The 16,578-nt window shown below is 49.8% G+C and carries 15 protein-coding genes and 3 pseudogenes; 12 read left to right on the plus strand and 6 right to left on the minus strand.

The genetic code is table 11. The features are described from left to right. Positions 1-138: 138 nt before the first annotated feature. From fecI to LPQ25_RS26630, 9 genes and pseudogenes are all read left to right on the plus strand, one after another. A complete protein-coding gene (fecI, locus tag LPQ25_RS26590) occupies positions 139-660 on the plus strand; it encodes a ferric citrate uptake sigma factor FecI (protein ID WP_004213635.1) in 522 nt (173 codons plus the stop codon). Further along, positions 657-1,610, plus strand: a pseudogene (gene fecR, locus LPQ25_RS26595) (ferric citrate uptake sigma factor regulator FecR). The gene fecI and the pseudogene fecR overlap by 4 nt, the downstream one beginning before the upstream one ends. Positions 1,611-1,696: 86 nt before the next feature. Further along, positions 1,697-3,823 carry a TonB-dependent Fe(3+) dicitrate receptor FecA gene (gene fecA, locus LPQ25_RS26600; RefSeq protein WP_004213640.1) on the plus strand — a complete coding sequence of 709 codons (2,127 nt, stop codon included), beginning with the start codon at positions 1,697-1,699 and terminating at the stop codon, positions 3,821-3,823. A gap of 74 nt (positions 3,824-3,897) precedes the next feature. After that, positions 3,898-4,053, plus strand: a complete 156-nt coding sequence (locus LPQ25_RS26605; RefSeq protein ID WP_004213642.1) for a hypothetical protein — start codon at positions 3,898-3,900, stop codon at positions 4,051-4,053. A gap of 144 nt (positions 4,054-4,197) precedes the next feature. After that, a complete protein-coding gene (locus LPQ25_RS26610) occupies positions 4,198-4,425 on the plus strand; it encodes a DUF2188 domain-containing protein (protein ID WP_115385634.1) in 228 nt (75 codons plus the stop codon). A 90-nt stretch (positions 4,426-4,515) separates the two neighbouring features. Beyond that, positions 4,516-5,019: pseudogene (locus LPQ25_RS26615) on the plus strand (DUF4113 domain-containing protein); the annotation flags it as partial. Between the two features lie 100 nt (positions 5,020-5,119). Then, positions 5,120-5,563: a type II RES/Xre toxin-antitoxin system antitoxin gene (gene parS, locus LPQ25_RS26620; protein WP_004026357.1), complete on the plus strand. Its 444-nt coding sequence runs from the start codon at positions 5,120-5,122 to the stop codon at positions 5,561-5,563. Then, on the plus strand, positions 5,560-6,030 hold the full coding sequence (locus LPQ25_RS26625; protein WP_004026354.1) for an RES family NAD+ phosphorylase: 471 nt from the start codon (positions 5,560-5,562) through the stop codon (positions 6,028-6,030). The genes parS and LPQ25_RS26625 overlap by 4 nt, the downstream gene beginning before the upstream one ends. Positions 6,031-6,178: 148 nt before the next feature. Continuing rightward, positions 6,179-6,876 (plus strand): IS1-like element IS1A family transposase gene (locus tag LPQ25_RS26630; RefSeq protein WP_223175001.1). Its coding sequence is split into 2 segments (ribosomal slippage): positions 6,179-6,428 and positions 6,428-6,876, totalling 699 coding nucleotides; the frame shifts between segments, so codons are not numbered across the junction. A 1,417-nt stretch (positions 6,877-8,293) separates the two neighbouring features. On the opposite strand, the gene LPQ25_RS26635 is transcribed toward LPQ25_RS26630, so the two are convergent. Then, positions 8,294-8,911: a DUF1173 family protein gene (locus LPQ25_RS26635; protein WP_234599518.1), complete on the minus strand. Its 618-nt coding sequence runs from the start codon at positions 8,909-8,911 to the stop codon at positions 8,294-8,296. Positions 8,912-9,386: 475 nt separating this feature from the next. Between LPQ25_RS26635 and LPQ25_RS26645 the strand changes: the two genes are divergently transcribed. Both LPQ25_RS26645 and LPQ25_RS26650 read left to right on the plus strand, forming a co-directional pair. Then, complete coding sequence (locus tag LPQ25_RS26645; protein ID WP_004212794.1) at positions 9,387-9,881, plus strand: thermonuclease family protein; 495 nt, start codon at positions 9,387-9,389, stop codon at positions 9,879-9,881. Between the two features lie 336 nt (positions 9,882-10,217). Then, positions 10,218-10,616 (plus strand): H-NS family histone-like protein, encoded by a 399-nt coding sequence (locus LPQ25_RS26650; RefSeq protein ID WP_004212796.1) that lies wholly within the window; start codon positions 10,218-10,220, stop codon positions 10,614-10,616. Between the two features lie 317 nt (positions 10,617-10,933). On the opposite strand, the gene LPQ25_RS26655 is transcribed toward LPQ25_RS26650, so the two are convergent. Beyond that, positions 10,934-11,773, minus strand: a complete 840-nt coding sequence (locus tag LPQ25_RS26655; protein WP_004212797.1) for an aldo/keto reductase — start codon at positions 11,771-11,773, stop codon at positions 10,934-10,936. Further along, entirely contained in the window at positions 11,770-12,249 is a 480-nt protein-coding gene (locus LPQ25_RS26660; protein ID WP_004212799.1) for a cyclophilin-like fold protein, read from the minus strand. Before LPQ25_RS26660 ends, LPQ25_RS26655 begins: the two co-directional genes overlap by 4 nt. Before the next feature lie 131 nt (positions 12,250-12,380). Here LPQ25_RS26660 and LPQ25_RS26665 point away from each other — a divergent pair. Further along, positions 12,381-12,611 (plus strand): annotated as a pseudogene (locus LPQ25_RS26665) (Tn3 family transposase); the annotation flags it as partial. Between the two features lie 222 nt (positions 12,612-12,833). On the opposite strand, the gene LPQ25_RS26670 reads toward LPQ25_RS26665, so the two are convergent. The 3 genes from LPQ25_RS26670 to LPQ25_RS26680 form a co-directional block, all read right to left on the minus strand. Next, the gene (locus LPQ25_RS26670) at positions 12,834-13,064 is read right to left on the minus strand and encodes a hypothetical protein (RefSeq protein ID WP_011154571.1); all 231 of its coding nucleotides are present in this window, start codon (positions 13,062-13,064) and stop codon (positions 12,834-12,836) included. Positions 13,065-13,249: 185 nt separating this feature from the next. Continuing rightward, on the minus strand, positions 13,250-15,025 hold the full coding sequence (locus LPQ25_RS26675) for an ABC transporter permease subunit (RefSeq protein ID WP_004212803.1): 1,776 nt from the start codon (positions 15,023-15,025) through the stop codon (positions 13,250-13,252). A gap of 18 nt (positions 15,026-15,043) precedes the next feature. Then, positions 15,044-16,570, minus strand: coding sequence for an ABC transporter substrate-binding protein (locus LPQ25_RS26680; protein ID WP_004212804.1), 1,527 nt, complete (start codon positions 16,568-16,570; stop codon positions 15,044-15,046). Positions 16,571-16,578 lie beyond the last annotated feature (8 nt).

Below are 16,578 nucleotides of genomic sequence, written 5' to 3' on the forward strand. Positions count from 1 at the left end.
TTGCCCATCTCATAACATTTACTAAAAAAAACAACAGATTAAAAAAAATCAAAAACATGCAATTTTATCTCCAATTGTAATGATAACCATTCTCATATTAATATAGGCGCGTGATAATTAACTTTTGATGCACTCCGCATGTCTGACAGCGCCACTACCATTGCTTCCTTGACGCTCGAGTCGCTTTATGGCTCACATCACGACTGGCTGAAAAGCTGGCTGACGCGCAAACTCCAGTCGGCCTTTGATGCAGATGACATTGCCCAAGACACTTTTCTGCGGGTAATGGGCAACAACACGCTCTCGACGATCCGCGATCCCCGCTCATTCCTGTGCACCATCGCCAAACGCGTGATGGTCGATTTGTTCCGCCGAAACTCGCTGGAAAAAGCCTATCTAGAGATGCTGGCCCTTATGCCGGAGAGGCTGGCGCCTTCGCCCGAGGAACACGAAAGCCAGCTCGAAACCCTGCAACTCATCGACAGGATGCTTGACGGGTTAAAAGGAAAAACACGTGAAGCGTTTTTGCTTTCACAACTGGATGGTCTGACATATAGCGAGATCGCACTGAAGCTCGGTGTCTCCGTCAGTTCAGTAAAAAAGTATGTGGCAAAGGCAATCGAACATTGTCTGCTGTTTCGTCTGGAGCACGGCCTGTGAACGCGTCTATCACCAATTCTCGCCGCCAGGCATTGCGCTCGGCATCACACTGGTATGCCGTATTGAGCGGCGAGCGCGTCAGTCCGCAGCAGGAAGCACGCTGGCAACAGTGGTATGAAGAGGATAAGGAGCATCAGTGGGCCTGGCAACAGGTTGCAAACCTGCGCAGCCAGCTCAGCCATGTACCGGCCAATGTCGCCAGCCGGGTGCTGCACGATACGCACCTTACCCGTCGTCACGTTTTGAAAGGACTGCTGTTGCTGCTCGGCGTGGGCGGCGGCTGGCAGCTCTGGCAATCCGAAACTGGCGAAGGTCTTCGCGCGGACTACCGCACCGACAAAGGCGCGGTCAGCCATCAGCTGCTAGAAGATGATTCGCAGCTGACGCTCAACACACAAAGTGCAGCTGACGTTCCTTTTGATGTACATCAGCGCGCTGTCCACCTCTGGTACGGCGAAATTGCTATCACCACCGCAAAAGATGCTCAGCAGCGACCTTTCCGCGTGATGACCCGCTAGGGTCAACTCACCGCGTTAGGCACAGAATTTACCGTCTACTAGCAGGACAACGTCACGCGCGTTGCCGTTCAACAACACGCTGTTGAAGTCTTACTGGCAAACCGTCCGCAGGAAAAAAGCATTGTTAGCGCTGGCGAGAGCCTGCAGTTTAGCGCGTCGGAATTTGGTGCCATAACCTCAACGGATGAGGAAAGCGCCGCATGGACGCAGGGTGTTCTGAGCTTCAGCGACAAACCACTGGGTGAGATGATTGCCACGCTGAGCCGTTATCGCAATGGCGTGCTACGCTGTGATCCAGCAGTGGCCGGACTGCGCCTGAGTGGAACCTTCCCGCTGAAAAATACTGATGCCATCCTGAATGTTATCGCTAAGACACTTACAGTTAAAATTCAGTTGGTTACGCAATGCTTGGTCAATATTTCTGCCGTATAAGAAAAATAATTCTCATTTCCATTGTCCTTTTTCCCCTTCTCGTTCGACTAATAGATAAACACAACAAAAATGATGATGGAGAAGGTATGACGACTTTACGTGTTTTTCGCAAAACAACACCTTTGGTTTACACAATTCGCCTGAGCCTGCTGCCGCTGGCCGGGTTATCGTTATCCGCCTTCGCAACGCAGGTTGATATCGCACCGGGTTCGCTCGACAAAGAAGATGTCCTGACCGTGGTGGGCGACTGGCTAGGGGATGCGCGCGAAAACGACGTCTTCGAACATGCTGGCGCGCGTGACGTTATCCGCCGTGAGGATTCCGCCAAAACCGGCGCGACGACCATTCGCGATGTGCTGAATCGCATCCCTGGTGTCACTGCCCCGGAAAACAACGGCACCGGCAGCCACGATCTGGCGATGAACTTTGGTATTCGCGGCCTGACTCCGCGCCTTGCCAGCCGTTCAACCGTACTGATGGACGGTATTCCCGTACCGTTTGCCCCTTACGGCCAGCCACAGCTTTCACTGGCGCCTGTCTCACTCGGGAATATGGACGCCATCGACGTGGTACGCGGCGGTGGTGCGGTGCGTTACGGGCCGCAGAGCGTGGGCGGTGTGGTGAACTTTGTCACCCGCACCATTCCGCAAGACTTCGGCATCGAAGCCGGCGTGGAAGGCCAGCTCAGCCCGACGTCCTCACAAAATAACCCAAAAGAGACTCACAATCTGATGGTGGGCGGCACGGCGGATAACGGTTTTGGTACCGCCCTGCTTTACTCCGGCACTCGCGGCAGCGACTGGCGCGAGCACAGCGCAACGCGCATCGACGACCTGATGCTGAAAAGCAAATATGCGCCGAACGAGGTGCATACCTTCAACAGCCTGCTGCAATACTACGACGGTGAAGCCGACATGCCCGGCGGCCTGTCTCGCGCGGATTACAACGCCGACCGCTGGCTGTCCACGCGCCATTACGATCGTTTCTGGGGGCGTCGCAAGCTGGCAAGCCTCGGCTATCAGTTCCAGCCGGACAGCCAGCATAAATTCAATATTCAGGGCTTCTACACCGAAACCCTGCGCAGTGGCTACCTAGAACAGGGCAAACACATCACCCTTTCACCGCGTAACTACTGGGTACGCGGCATTGAACCGCGCTACAGCCAGAGCTTTATGGTCGGCCCGAGCGCACACGAGGTGGGCGTCGGTTACCGGTATGTGAATGAATCCACGCACGAAATGCGTTACTACACCGCCACCAGCAGCGGGCAGCTACCGTCCAGCTCAAGCCCGTACAATCGTGACACCCGTTCCGGTACCGAAGCGCATGCCTGGTATCTGGATGACGAAATCGACATTGGCAACTGGTCGATCACCCTAGGTATGCGCTTTGAACATATCGAGTCATACCAGAACAACGCCATCAAAGGCACGCATAAGGAAGTGAGCTACAACGCCCCACTTCCGGCGTTAAACGTTCTCTATCACCTCACTGACAGCTGGAATCTTTATGCAAACACCGAAGGCTCGTTCGGCACCGTACAGTACAGCCAAATTGGCAAGGCTGTGCAAAGCGGCAATGTGGAACCGGAAAAAGCACGAACTTGGGAGCTCGGAACCCGATATGACGATGGCGCGCTGACGGCAGAAATGGGGCTGTTCCTGATTAACTTTAATAATCAGTACCACTCCAACCAGACCAACGACACCGTGACCGCACGGGGTAAAACGCGCCATACCGGGTTGGAAACCCTGGTCCGCTATGACCTCGGCACGCTGACGCCCACGCTCGATAACGTCTCCGTCTATGCAAGCTATGCGTACGTAAATGCCGAGATCCGCGAGAAAGGCGACACCTATGGCAACCAAGTACCGTTCTCGCCGAAACACAAAGGCACGCTGGGCGTGGATTACAAGCTAGGCAGTTGGACGTTCAACCTGAACAGCGATTTCCAGTCCAGCCAGTTTGCGGATAACGCCAACACTGTTAAAGAGAGCGCCGATGGCAGTACCGGCCGCATCCCCGGATTCATGCTCTGGGGCGCGAGCGTGGCGTATGACTTTGGTCCGCAGATGGCAGACCTGAACCTTGCGTTCGGCGTGAAAAATATCTTCGACCAGGATTATTTCATCCGCTCTTACGACGACAACAACAAAGGCATCTACGCAGGTCAGCCGCGCACGCTGTATATGCAGGGGGCGTTGAAGTTCTAAACCCCGGTTGCCCGGCCTGTATTCTGTTTTTGCAGGTCGGGTAAGCGAAGCACCACCCGATACAGGCAATTCATATGTACACACCATTACGTACACTTTTCGCAGCTCTGCTGCTGGTCACCAGCCACGCTTTTTCCGCCACGGTTCAGGACGAAAATGGCACCTTTACGTTTGATAAAACACCACTGCGGATTTTCCTTAACATACTGATATTAATTGCATTAATTTAACCAACGGAGGGCAGCGCCTCAGCAAGATGTTTCTGTATTTTTGTTGAAAACAGGAAATGTGACTCATCACAAATGAAACGCAATATATAGTGTTTATTATTTAATATGGCACCACATGGTGTCGAACACTTGTCAGGAAACCTCATGGGAAAGAACCAACATGTTGTACCGCACAATGGTGAGTGGGCTGTACGTGGAGAGGGTAATGAACGGGTAACATCTACCCATCGTACACAACAGGAAGCAATAGATGCGGCTCGTTCAATCTCCCGCAATCAGGAAAGTGAACTGGTTATTCATCGACCAAATGGACAAATCAGGGATAGAGACTCCTATGGAAAAGATCCATTCCCCCTAAAGGATGAGAAGTGAGGAAAAAAAAGAGGCTATGCAGCCTCTTTTTTCTATCAATTTCAATAGAAAGCTTTTAATGAGCACAATCTTTTTCTTGATGTTTCGGGGCGTATAACAACGTATGAATCCATGCGCTAGGCAATTTGCCAGTATGCTGAACGTGCTGCGGAAAAATTGCGCCAGGAACGTCAGTACTGCGGTCAGGTATCAGCTTTCATAAAAACCTCGCCTTTTTCAAAACATGAACCCTATTACAGCAAAGTCTCCAGCGAACAGCTCTGCATTCCATCACGTGATACGCGGGACATTATCGCGGCGGCGGGCCGGGCTCTGGATAAAATCTGGAAAGACGGACATAACTATGCAAAGGCAGGTGTCATGCTCAACGATTTCCGTCCCTGCGGAGTTACCCAGCTATCGTTATTTGATGAAGGGAGGTCGTATGCAAACAGTGACGCGCTCATGAACGTACTGGATACGATAAACAACTCAGGCAAAGGCAAAGTATGGTTTGCCGGTCGTGGCATCGCACCGGCGTGGTCAATGAAGAGAGATATGCTCTCTCCAGCCTACACAACGAGGTGGGACTCGATACCGATCGCTACCCTCTGAGGTATCGCAATCAGGAAAAATGCCTTCCGTCTGCTGGTGGTTGATATTTGCTCTAGTGTTACCATTTGGGCATAATGTAAGAACCAAATGGAGGTTAGCTATGAAAACATTTAGTTTGTCCTCAACTCCAGCCAGACCACAGCGCCTCTGGCAGGTTGCCGGGTTAAATAATGCTGATGGCGTAGCGCTTCTGGGCCAAATCAATGAAGGCCTGGACGGGAAGGTGGCGAATCGGATCACTGACTGGGCCAGAATAACCCAGAATGACCTGAGAAAAATGTCCGGTATCCCGTCGACCACGTTTAGCCGCAGTGTGAAGGCACGTTTTAACCCGGAACAAAGTGAACGTCTGGTACGGATTATCCGCGTCATTGATCGGGCGGTAGATTTGTTTGAAGGCGACAAGGAAGCCGCACAGAAGTGGTTGAACGAACCTAACCGGGCATTGAGCTGGAAAGTGCCAGCAGACCTGATGGCATCCGAGACAGGAGCGTATGAGGTCATTAAGCTGATTACGCGTCTGGAGCATGGGGTGTACTCGTGATCCTCTACAGGCTGACGAAAACAAAGTATCTTTCTACGGCCTGGACCGGATATGGTGCGAAAGAGGCTGGTGGGCGTTGGAATAGCGTGGGGGTGTCAATGGTATATGTCTCCGAAACGGCATCACTAACGATGCTGGAGACGCTGGTACACCTGCATGCGGCACAGATAATGGACTCTTTCACGCTACTGAGTATCGATGTGCCTGATGAACTGATCCAAAGCGCAAACATGGATGAATTACCGGGCAACTGGGCTGATGAGGATGCGCCTCAGGAACTGGCTGATTACGGAGATGCCTGGTCATTTACCAGGAGCTCGGTTGCACTGCGTGTTCCCTCAGCCTTATCGCCGGTAGAGTTCAACTATCTGTTAAATCCTGAGCACCCTGAGTTTTACGGGATCGTGCAGAAGGCTCAACAGATACCGTTCCGGTTTGATAGTCGTCTTAAACCTGACAGGAAGTGAAGCAAGAGAGGATAGGGCGCTGTCATGATGCCTGGCGCTCCTGCCCGGTGTCACATAAAAACCACCAGCGGCGGGATGCCTTTGGGAAGTGTCGGTGATGCTGCCAACTTACTGATTTAGTGTATGATGGTGTTTTTGAGGTGCTCCAGTGGCTTCTGTTTCTATCAGCTGTCCCTCCTGTTCAGCTACTGACGGGGTGGTGCGTAACGGCAAAAGCACTGCCGGACATCAGCGCTATCTCTGCTCTCACTGCCGTAAAACATGGCAACTGCAGTTCACTTACACCGCTTCTCAGCCCGGTACGCACCAGAAAATCATTGATATGGCCATGAATGGCGTTGGATGTCGGGCAACCGCCCGCATTATGGGCGTTGGCCTCAACACGATTTTACGTCACTTAAAAAACTCAGGCCGCAGTCGGTAACCTCGCGCATACAGCCGGGCAGTGACGTCATCGTCTGCGCGGAAATGGACGAACAGTGGGGCTATGTCGGGGCTAAATCGCGCCAGCGCTGGCTGTTTTACGCGTATGACAGGCTCCGGAAGACGGTTGTTGCGCACGTATTCGGTGAACGCACTATGGCGACGCTGGGGCGTCTTATGAGCCTGCTGTCACCCTTTGACGTGGTGATATGGATGACGGATGGCTGGCCGCTGTATGAATCCCGCCTGAAGGGAAAGCTGCACGTAATCAGCAAGCGATATACGCAGCGAATTGAGCGGCTTAACCTGAATCTGAGGCAGCACCTGGCACGGCTGGGACGGAAGTCGCTGTCGTTCTCAAAATCGGTGGAGCTGCATGACAAAGTCATCGGGCATTATCTGAACATAAAACACTATCAATAAGTTGGAGTCATTACCGGCTCCTGATTATTGATACTTTTATAGTACTGTGAGCCTGAGGACAATTTTTCCTTTAAAAGGGTGAAATCGCTATTTAACTATTTTTTTTACCGGGCACGAAAGGATAAAAACCGTAGTTGTCCTGCAAAAGCATCCAATTATGGAAAAACTATGAATGCAACATGTTGACGAGAAAATCTGATGGAAAAAGTTTACCTGTCTGGTATTGTCAGGAAAACCGGCAAAGGATTCAACTAACCAGGGGTGGTTTGTTGAATATGGAGCAGTAGCAGCCCCTTTGCCGGTTTGTCATCCTTTCATGCCTGCATCACTTTCCTTCCTGCTACCTGAAGACATCCACATACGATCTGCAAAAAAGAAGCCCACGTTTCGTTATGGGAGTGAACTACTTTTTTCACGAAAAGGGTCTCTCTGGGTGCACAATCCGTGACACTGTCACTTTCAGATGTAAGTGATCTAATATCATTGGATATAGTCACAATAGTAAATGTCAATAGCGATAAAATAACAGAAATTGATTATAAAATTGATACTTATTAAATAAAACAGAGTTTCAATATGTCGCTATAAAAACAATAAAAATGTATGGATTCAGGAATAATGAGAAATATGCTCATATTTTCATCGCTTCAAGAGGTATGCAACATCCTAGTTACAGTTCGAATAATAACGATTATTCCTTGTGTTAATATTATGTTAATAACAATAGTGGGGGTAACCGGCTTCTAAATCTGTCCAAAAGTTACTTTTCGAGTGGTTTCCGCCCAGGTTGCGCTACGCGAAATCTGAAGAAAATCGGAGGGGTGAGTACGTCAGATTTCACGTAGCGCGCGGCAATGTAAAAGAAAATATTCGGATGATTTCTGTCCGGTTAATGGGGCAGTATTAAAATCGCTGGATGAAGAACATCAGGGATGAAACCCTTTAAGCCTCAAAAGTTACTTTTATCTTTTGGTTGGGGGAACGAGCAGGGGAGTGGAATCGTCCATGATATCAGGTCCTGTTTTCAATAGAACGCATAATTGTACTTTTATTTTATGATCTTGCGGCAAGATGTGCAGACCTATCCATGCAGGAGTAAAGTAGATATGTTTGAAATAAAACATCAACCAAATAATTAACCATAATATGTTTTATAAAATATTTTTTCAAACAAACACATTCAAACTAGGGGCTTAATCTAAAAAGTCATTATGATAACTGAAAGATAAGAATAAAAGATATTTTCAGAAGTTATGGTTTAATAGCTCTATAACAAAGATTAACCTAAAAAAGTTACTTTCTGAGACCATGTGAGAATCACTTTGAATCGGATTCTATTACTATGTGTTAAAAAATGGCTGATATTTTTAATAGGGCCGAAGCCCTTACAGAAGCATTTGGTAGTTAACTGCTGGCCTTATCGGGCAGATGGGGAGGGGCCAGCCGGTGCTTCCCATGAAGCCCAACCATCCTTTCCATATCGTTCATTATAGTAACTTTCTTTGATCACCTTACGTGCCAAATATGAAGCAGTATCCATACCAAATACCTCAATAGGAAAAAGTTCAGTACTCCCTATATCCGTCAGGCAGAAATCCGGGAATACATCATTATTAGAAGCATCATATCTCAGAGGTTTTATAAATGATCGCTCATGCTTATGAAGATAATTTAGCATGGTCAGTTCATAGCTCGAGTCTGCCGGGATCCAGTTATCATCAACATTCATCAAAGCAATCTGAAGTGTTTTAAGATAGTATGTATCATTCCCCTTAAATTTACCTAGCTCGCCTATAGCAATACAGATGACGTTGCCTCCTGAACGCCAATTTGCTATTTCAGAGCTGAATCTCTTCTCCAGTGATGCCCAGTTATCAGTATTCATCAGCACGATCAGAACACCAGAAAAGAACTTGACAGGAAGTCGTTTTGATGTATTCGAATGTTTTTCAGGGTTGTATTTCGATAGAACATTGAGACAAATCAAACTCTCCTTTTTCTTCAGAGCATCTGATGTCATTTTTATATTTTTCATCACCTGAGGTGTTGAAGGGTATGCACCTACAATTAAATACATGAGTCGGGAGAATGTTGACTACCCGTATTTGGGTACCGTGCCAAGAAATAAGTATCACCGCCAGAGTTATATTTTACGGAAAGTGATTTCTGTCCTTTGCCTTTACACGAGCAGCTAACCTTAGCTTCTACAGAAGCATGCGCCCGGGACAAAACTGCGTACCAGCTCTTTTTAAATTCGTCTTTTGTCTGGAAGTCTCTTGAGTACCTTTTACTGTCATCCCCAAAAGATATAATCACATCATTAACAGTCGACATCCCCCCCCTTTACTGAGCTGAGATGCGTTGTCATTCACCTCTGGCAATAATTTTCATATACATTGACACAATAGCATGTAGTTAATAAAGTAACAAATACTTTGAAAGTAAATTTTCAAAATCGTTGTGATTTCACCCTCAACTCACATTTTATGATTATCACCCAGAGACAACCAATGATAAACATCCGGATGACCAAGTTAGCCATTTTCCCGCTGGCTGTTTTTCTTTTAACAACACCGCTGACTTCAATTGCCAAAACTTTCTCGGCAAAAGTTGTCAGAGTAATTGATGGTGATACTGTACAGGCTTATGACGGTGCAATAAATACAAGAATACGGCTCTATGGAATTGATGCCCCTGAAAGTAAGCAAGCCTTCGGGCAGAAGGCTAAGCAGACAATGATCCAGTTGGTCGCAAACCAGATTGTAAATATTCAGGACCATGGGCAGGACGCCTATGGACGTATGCTTGGTACAATCTATCTTAAAAGCCAGGATATTAATTCCATCATGGTTGCAGAAGGCATGGCCTGGGCATATCGCTATCAGGGTCGATTAACTGTACCTGAATATGGGACTCTTGAGCAGAACGCTCGCAATGCAGGTAAAGGTCTGTGGTCGGACCCGAACTCGATTGAACCACGTCAATGGCGCAAAGCGAATAAATAAATACATAAGGAATGACATTTAGATCTTCACTATATCGAACTAAATTGTATTGATTATTTGCCTGGTGACTTTTACAATTACAACACCTCTTTACATTGAATTCAACGATTAATTCATAACCAAAGAGACAGATTTTTTGAGGTGTTTTTTTCAAGATTGTGAATTTACAAACTGGGAAGTATCCTGTCTAAGGAAGATAGAATCAGCATGAGAGCTATTCCTTTTTAAGATGTTTTTCGATTGAAATAATTTAACTTGCGAAGCCACTTGCTGAAAATTTTTAATTAATTTAATGTTGTTATGTAACTGCATAACAATGTGCTTAAAGAGGTAACTATGAGCGAGACATTACAGGTTCTCAATAACATCCGTACACTTCGCGCTCAGGCACGAGAGCTGCCATTAGAAGTGCTCGAAGAAGTATTAGAAAAGTTCACTGTTGTAGTCACTGAACGCAGTGAAGAAGAAAAGGCGGCCGAAGCAGCTAATCGAGAGCGTTTAGAAAAACTCTCTCAGTACCGGGAAATGATGATCGCTGATGGTATAGATCCGAATGAACTGATGGACGCGGCCGTTAACATTAAAGTACGAAAAAAGCGTGAACCTCGTCCGGCGAAATATGCTTATATAGACGAAGCTGGTGAGCAAAAAACTTGGACAGGTCAGGGTCGTACCCCGGCACCAATTAAAGCTCAGTTGGATTCAGGAAAAACTCTCGAAGATTTCCTGATCTAAACAATTTTCCGTAGCTATATAAAACCACCTTTATAAGGTGGTTTTTTTTCTCATCGACACGCATTATCGTGGTTCGTCTGACAGTAGATAAAAAGATCACAAGGATTTCTTCACTTAGAACTTAGTCCGCAGCAGGGAAGGTCAGGTGATCGCTTAAAATTTATAGTAAGGGGTCCGCTTGGAAAACGGAAAATATCCTACGTTAAGCCTGTTTTTTGAGCTGGCATGACGGTCCGCTGTGAACGAAGAGCGGACGTAATGCCAATGACATTAGCGCCCCTCTACAAACTACTTCAGCGGTGGTAATACATTCAGCATCAGAACGACATATTCATAGCATCGGGCAGGGGTTGAGTATTACCGGTTCGTGTGTTGAGGCTCGCCAGAAGTTTCATTTCTTCCTCTGAAAGTTCAAAATCCCAGACATCAACGTTTTCACTAAATCGTGCACCATTGGTTGTTCTGGGCAGAGGCGTGAGTCCTTGTTGAAGATGCCAGCGAAGTACAATCTGAGCCGGTGAATGGTCATGTCGTCTTGCCAAAACCATTACCACCGCATTGCGTAAAACTGCTGCACCATTACTACCAAAAGGGCTGTAACTCTGAATGGCTATTCCGGCTTCATGATGATAATCACGGACATCACACTGTTGAAAATGCGGATGCAGTTCAAGCTGATTCACAGCCGGCACCACACCAGTATCCTCTATAAGCCGCTCTATATGCTGGCAGGTGAAATTGGACACACCAATGGAACGAATCAGACCGCTGGCCTCCAGCTCGATTGATGCTTCCCAGGTTTCCACATACAAATTTTTTGCGGGTATCGGCCAGTGAATGAGAAAAAGCTCAAGGTATTCGACGCCCAGACGCTCCAGTGTTTCGTTAAAGGAGACAAGCGTACGTGCATAGCCCATATCCCTGCCGCGAATTTTAGAAGTAATAAACAACTGCTCACGCGGTACTTCGGTATACCGTAACGCACGGCCTACCCCATCTTCATTAAAATATGCCTGGGCCGTGTCAAAGTGCCGGAAGCCTGCTTTCAATGCCTGTCGGATCAGAGAGTCAACGTCCCTGTTGTCAATCAGCCAGAGGCCACAACCTGGCCGGGGCATATAATAGCCGTCGTTAAGCAGTATGCTGTCAGTGGTCATTTCGCTTTCTCAATGGTGACTGGCGTATTCTCCGGAATGGCACTGATTTCATCGACTGAAGCATGAATACGGCCAAGCGGCACCTTACCAGACCAGTAACCAATAGGACCGAAGTAAACAGCAATCCACTGCCCGGGAGCATAGTAGCCCACTTCAGGAATTTCTGGTTCATCACCCCGCGGCGCATTTTCCATCGATAATGGTGTTGCTAAGCGCAACACTTTCTCGTCATACCCCGGGTAATCCGTGGCCTGAACGTTAAGGGGCAGCTTTTTTAGCAGGTCGTGAGTCGTGGGATTATCATACAAATCCACGCTATAGGCTTTTTCACCGAACCGAAGCGTGATGCTCTCGTTCAGGGGTTTTCGCCATTGCGCATTCTTCTCTCCGTTGGACTGGCCTGCTGCCCAGGTGATACCGGTAGCAATAAGGCCTGCCAGGAGAAGTCCTGCAGTGACAACTTTATATTTTTTCATCCTGTATCCTCCAGATTATCAGGTGTTACTGGGTTTATCACATGCCTGACCATCTTTTCAACGGCCTCCGGGTTACTGTCCGTACTGCGGTGCTGTCGCCCTTTCTCCCCAAAAACTTCCACAATCAGCCACTGGCTGCCCGTTCTGCCAAACAGCGCATTGCACAGTCGCTTCACGGCCATTACTGGTTCCGGGAGCCTTCCCTGCGTCGACGCGTACAGGCAGGGTTGAATAAAGGTGAGGCCCGCAATGCCCTTGCGCGTGCAGTCTTTATCCGCCGACTGGGTGAAATCAGAGAGCGGGGACAGGTAAACGGGGATCTTCAAATACAGAGGCTTTCTTATATGGCATTGTTAACATCTCCTACAGAGTTCTCTTTGAATCTACGCTGCGTGGGATGTGTTAATGGAATGTACGGGAAGCTTTTTCGCGGCAAGTCAGCCCGTAAAGGGTGAAATAAACGACTGGGCGGTAAGGTGGGGTACAGGTGAAAGGCAGGAGCAGGCCATCATACTCATGGCCTACGGCACGTCAGGAGCGGACTCAGGGCCTGAATGTTGATAAACCCAGGCCTGAAGAAGGGGTCAAAGGTTAGCGGCGCGCAACGAGTTGCAGAAAGCGCAGTGACAGCCAGCGATCGGAATGATCTTTGTTATGTCAGCATTGACCGCTTCAGAAGGAATAGCGTGTCCGTTGTTTGCAGCAGGACTGACGTTCGCATTTTGCCCCGCAGGCACCGGCGATACAGAAACAAATGCGGCAGCATGGAATGACGTGACCAACAGCGTTGCCCCGACAATACTTAACACTTTCATTTTTGCCCCCTTGTTTAACTCAACATTTCAGTCTAACTTCGCCCGACGATGGGCACCAGCATAATTTCGGTGAAAAAGTGTGCAGAGTTATTTCAAAATAATCTCGACTTAATCCTGGTAACAGAATCACGTGTTTAAAGGTGTTCGACATTGCAGTCATAGTGATAGCAACGTATGGAACGCTTTTACTTTTTTTGACCCGTCAGACCGGCCAGACTCACGCCCATCACCGACAAAACGGCAAGGGCGACTGCAGGTGCCAGAACGACCCAATAGGCGCGCTCCAGATAAGGCATTCCTTCCGCAAGTACCCTTCCCCATTCCGGCTCCGGCGGTGATGCGCCCAGCCCGAGAAAACCCAGTGAAGCCAAAGCTAGGGCGATCCCCGGTAAGCGCAGCATAGCATGACGAAAGAGAGGGCCAATTAGTGCCGGAAAAATGTAAAACAGATTCTGACGTAGCCAGCCAACCCCCAGAACAGGAAGCATGTTGATATAAGGTCTGGCGCGAATTTCTGTCGCCAGCGCCGCGGTATGTGTGGCAAGAGGCGCCCAGCCTACTGCTGCAATCGCAATGGCCGCACCTAAACTGCCGGGGCCACTGATGGAAACCACCAGTAAGCCCGCAATCACCGGAGGCAGCGCATTTGCCATCTCTGTCGGTCCCACAAATACCCTGGGGAAAAGACCAATAACCAGCCCCAGTAGCAGACAAATAAGCGACACCATCAGCGCCAGCATGCAGGTATGCACTGTGCCGTAGGCCACTCTGGCCAGCAAATCACGCCCCATGGCATCGGCCCCAAAGGGCAGCGAAAAGGAAGGATGAGCCAGTCGCATAAACTCAGACGAGTAAGGATCACGGGGCAGACCAATAAGCAGAAGCACGACCAACGCAACGCCACAGGCGAACGGAAGCAACAGCGACAATTTCCCGCTTTTTCCGTCAGGTTCATTGGTGACCGGCAGAGAGGACGTGCGTAACGCCCGCCCCAGAATGAGGTATCTGATCCCCGCACACAGCATTCCGAACATAAATGCAATGATGAGCAGGAAGAGCACGCCCATTTGCAGCGCCGGAAGATCCTGTGCAACTACGGCACCGAGCGTTGCCCTGCCGAGCCCCGGAATGGCGAAGACCTTTTCCACGGCCACTGCACTGCCCGTCAATGACACCAAAACCAGGCCAATTAACGGCATAACGGTGGAGAGCGTTCGCTTAAGTACCGCGCAGGTAATGTGCCAACGCGATATCCCGGAGACGGTCCAGGTGATTATCCAGTTTTCACTAAAGGTTGCCGCTAAAGCATCCGAGAATATCCGCCCCAGATAGCCACCTGCCGGGATCCCCATTGCCAGCGCGGGCAGCACCGCATAGTGCAGGCCGTTCCAGCCGTAAGGAGGAAACCACTCCAGCCAGACGGCCCCAACGACCAGTAAGAATGACGCCAGAAGAAATTCAGGTAATGCGGTGAATACTGACGCGAAAAAGCCCGTCGAACGAAACGACCGCCCCTGCAGGCCTCGTCGGAATGTCGGCAGGCAAATCATCGCCGCCAGCAGCAGTGCCACCACGGCGGACATCAGCATCAGCGTCAGTGACACCTGGGCTGCCTGGATCATGTCAGGCAGCACCGGGCGCCCTGATATCCAAGAGTTACCTGCATCCCCCTGCAAGAGGCCGCTGAGCCAGTGCAGCAGGAGTTGCACAGGGCCCTGATCGAACCCCAGCGACTGGCGAATCGCTGCTAATGCTTCCGGGGTTGCTTCCTGTTCGGCAGAACGCGCTCTCAGCAGCGCCATGGCGGGATCCTGGCCCGATACCCAAGGCAGCATCCCGATCAGCACGACAATACCGGTCAGCGTAATTATCCGCGACAGCAACGTTGCCACTAAGCCTTTTGGCAGGTTACCTGCCCGATGGATCCTGGCGCAGGTCCGGCAGTACAGCGATTCGCTCATTGATCAATAACCCCTGTTTTACTGCGCAGCAGTAGTATGTTCGCCAGCGACTAATTGGGTCTGGCTGTCGATGAGCGTGCGCTCGCGAGGGTCACGGAGCGCATTTTTCACTACCGCACTTTCTCCCTGAATGACGCGCTCATGTAGTATTGGGATCGCAGCATCACTGGCAAGGATCATGTTTTCAGCGTCCATAATGGCCTGACGTCGGGTTTCACCCGCTGGCGTTTCACGGGCTTTTTTCAGCGCTGCATCAATTTCCGGGCGGCACAGCTGGGATATATTGAACGACCCTTCGCAGGCGAAATCGCTGTACATGTAGGCAACCGGGTCACCGGAATCCAGCACGGTTGCACGCGACAGAATAAAGGCATCAAACTTTCCGGCCAGCGCATCAGCTTCAATCTGCGAATACTCGCGGACCACTTGTTTCACGGTAAACCCGGCGGCAATGAGCTGCTGTGCAAGATAGACCGCGACTTCAGGCAATTCCGCACGATCGCTGAACGTTGCCAGAGTGATTGTGGCCCCGTCTGGTTTTCCCGCTGCAACGGGGTTGGTCACCGGTTTGCGCAGTGGTGCGGCCCATGGCAAGGCTGGCCCCAGAAGCCCCTGCGCGACGTCGGCACGTTTCTCATAGACATTATCAACAATCTGCTGACGATTAATCACGTCACGGACTGCGGCTCGCATAGCTGGATCTTTCATCACGCCCTGCGCCGTATTGAGATAAAGCGTATTGGTTCTCGGCATCGGGACTTCATGAACCAGTGATTGATCCAGAAGCGGGGCCTGAGACACAGGAATTGCCTCAATGATATCCGCCGTGCCAGTACGTAATGCGGCTGCGCGCGCGGCCCCGTCCGGAACAAAGCTTGCGTCAATACCGCTAGCTTTCGCCTTCTCGCCCCAGTAGCCATCAAAGCGATCGAGCGCGGCACTGCTGGTGCCATTCACGCTGCGCAGAATGAATGGCCCGGTTCCTGCATTAACTGGGTTCACCACGCCATTTTCTTTGTAAGCATTCAGCGACAAAATGGCCAGCTGAGGGCTGGAAAGACGCTGAGGCAGAAGAGGATCGCGTTTTTCAGTCGTGATCAGTACGGCATTATCGCCGTCTACTTTGGCTGTGAGCGTTATGCCATCCAGAATACGGGGCTTTGGTTTGGCGCTAGCGGCAACGCTCAGCGCGTTAACCACCGACTGCGCGGTTAGATCGGTATTGTCATGAAACTTGACGTTCGGGCGCAATTCAAAACGCCAGGTTGTGTCATTGATTTGCTCCCAGCTGGTTGCCAGCGCAGGCTGTGCATCACTGGCGCTGTTGAGTACGACCAGGGTTTCAGCCGTGCTCCAGCGCGATAATTTAAATGCATCATCACTGAGCGGCGTCAGGCCGGAACGCGGTGGAAGAAGGTGCGCCACTTTAATTCTGCCCTCGCTGGCGCTGACCGATTCGTCCTGCGGTTCATTAAAGCAGCCAGTCAGTAATAAGGTGGCTGACAAGAGCCCATAAACAGGCCATAATGATTTACCCGTATTCATTTATCTGT

The sequence above is a fragment of the Klebsiella sp. KPN54798 genome, assembly GCF_021184225.1.
Lineage (GTDB): Bacteria > Pseudomonadota > Gammaproteobacteria > Enterobacterales > Enterobacteriaceae > Klebsiella > Klebsiella pneumoniae.

What these genes read in the sequence shown, in the direction of transcription:
- LPQ25_RS26670 (WP_011154571.1), bottom strand. Translation starts at nt 13,064, where the DNA reads ATGAAAGTGTTAAGTATTGTCGGGGCAACGCTGTTGGTCACGTCATTC.
- LPQ25_RS26660 (WP_004212799.1), bottom strand. Translation starts at nt 12,249, where the DNA reads ATGAAAAAATATAAAGTTGTCACTGCAGGACTTCTCCTGGCAGGCCTT.
- LPQ25_RS26675 (WP_004212803.1), bottom strand. Translation starts at nt 15,025, where the DNA reads ATGAGCGAATCGCTGTACTGCCGGACCTGCGCCAGGATCCATCGGGCA.
- LPQ25_RS26680 (WP_004212804.1), bottom strand. Translation starts at nt 16,570, where the DNA reads ATGAATACGGGTAAATCATTATGGCCTGTTTATGGGCTCTTGTCAGCC.
- LPQ25_RS26610 (WP_115385634.1), top strand. Translation starts at nt 4,198, where the DNA reads ATGGGAAAGAACCAACATGTTGTACCGCACAATGGTGAGTGGGCTGTA.
- fecI (WP_004213635.1), top strand. Translation starts at nt 139, where the DNA reads ATGTCTGACAGCGCCACTACCATTGCTTCCTTGACGCTCGAGTCGCTT.
- fecA (WP_004213640.1), top strand. Translation starts at nt 1,697, where the DNA reads ATGACGACTTTACGTGTTTTTCGCAAAACAACACCTTTGGTTTACACA.
- LPQ25_RS26645 (WP_004212794.1), top strand. Translation starts at nt 9,387, where the DNA reads ATGATAAACATCCGGATGACCAAGTTAGCCATTTTCCCGCTGGCTGTT.
- LPQ25_RS26650 (WP_004212796.1), top strand. Translation starts at nt 10,218, where the DNA reads ATGAGCGAGACATTACAGGTTCTCAATAACATCCGTACACTTCGCGCT.
- LPQ25_RS26605 (WP_004213642.1), top strand. Translation starts at nt 3,898, where the DNA reads ATGTACACACCATTACGTACACTTTTCGCAGCTCTGCTGCTGGTCACC.
- LPQ25_RS26635 (WP_234599518.1), bottom strand. Translation starts at nt 8,911, where the DNA reads ATGAAAAATATAAAAATGACATCAGATGCTCTGAAGAAAAAGGAGAGT.
- parS (WP_004026357.1), top strand. Translation starts at nt 5,120, where the DNA reads ATGAAAACATTTAGTTTGTCCTCAACTCCAGCCAGACCACAGCGCCTC.
- LPQ25_RS26655 (WP_004212797.1), bottom strand. Translation starts at nt 11,773, where the DNA reads ATGACCACTGACAGCATACTGCTTAACGACGGCTATTATATGCCCCGG.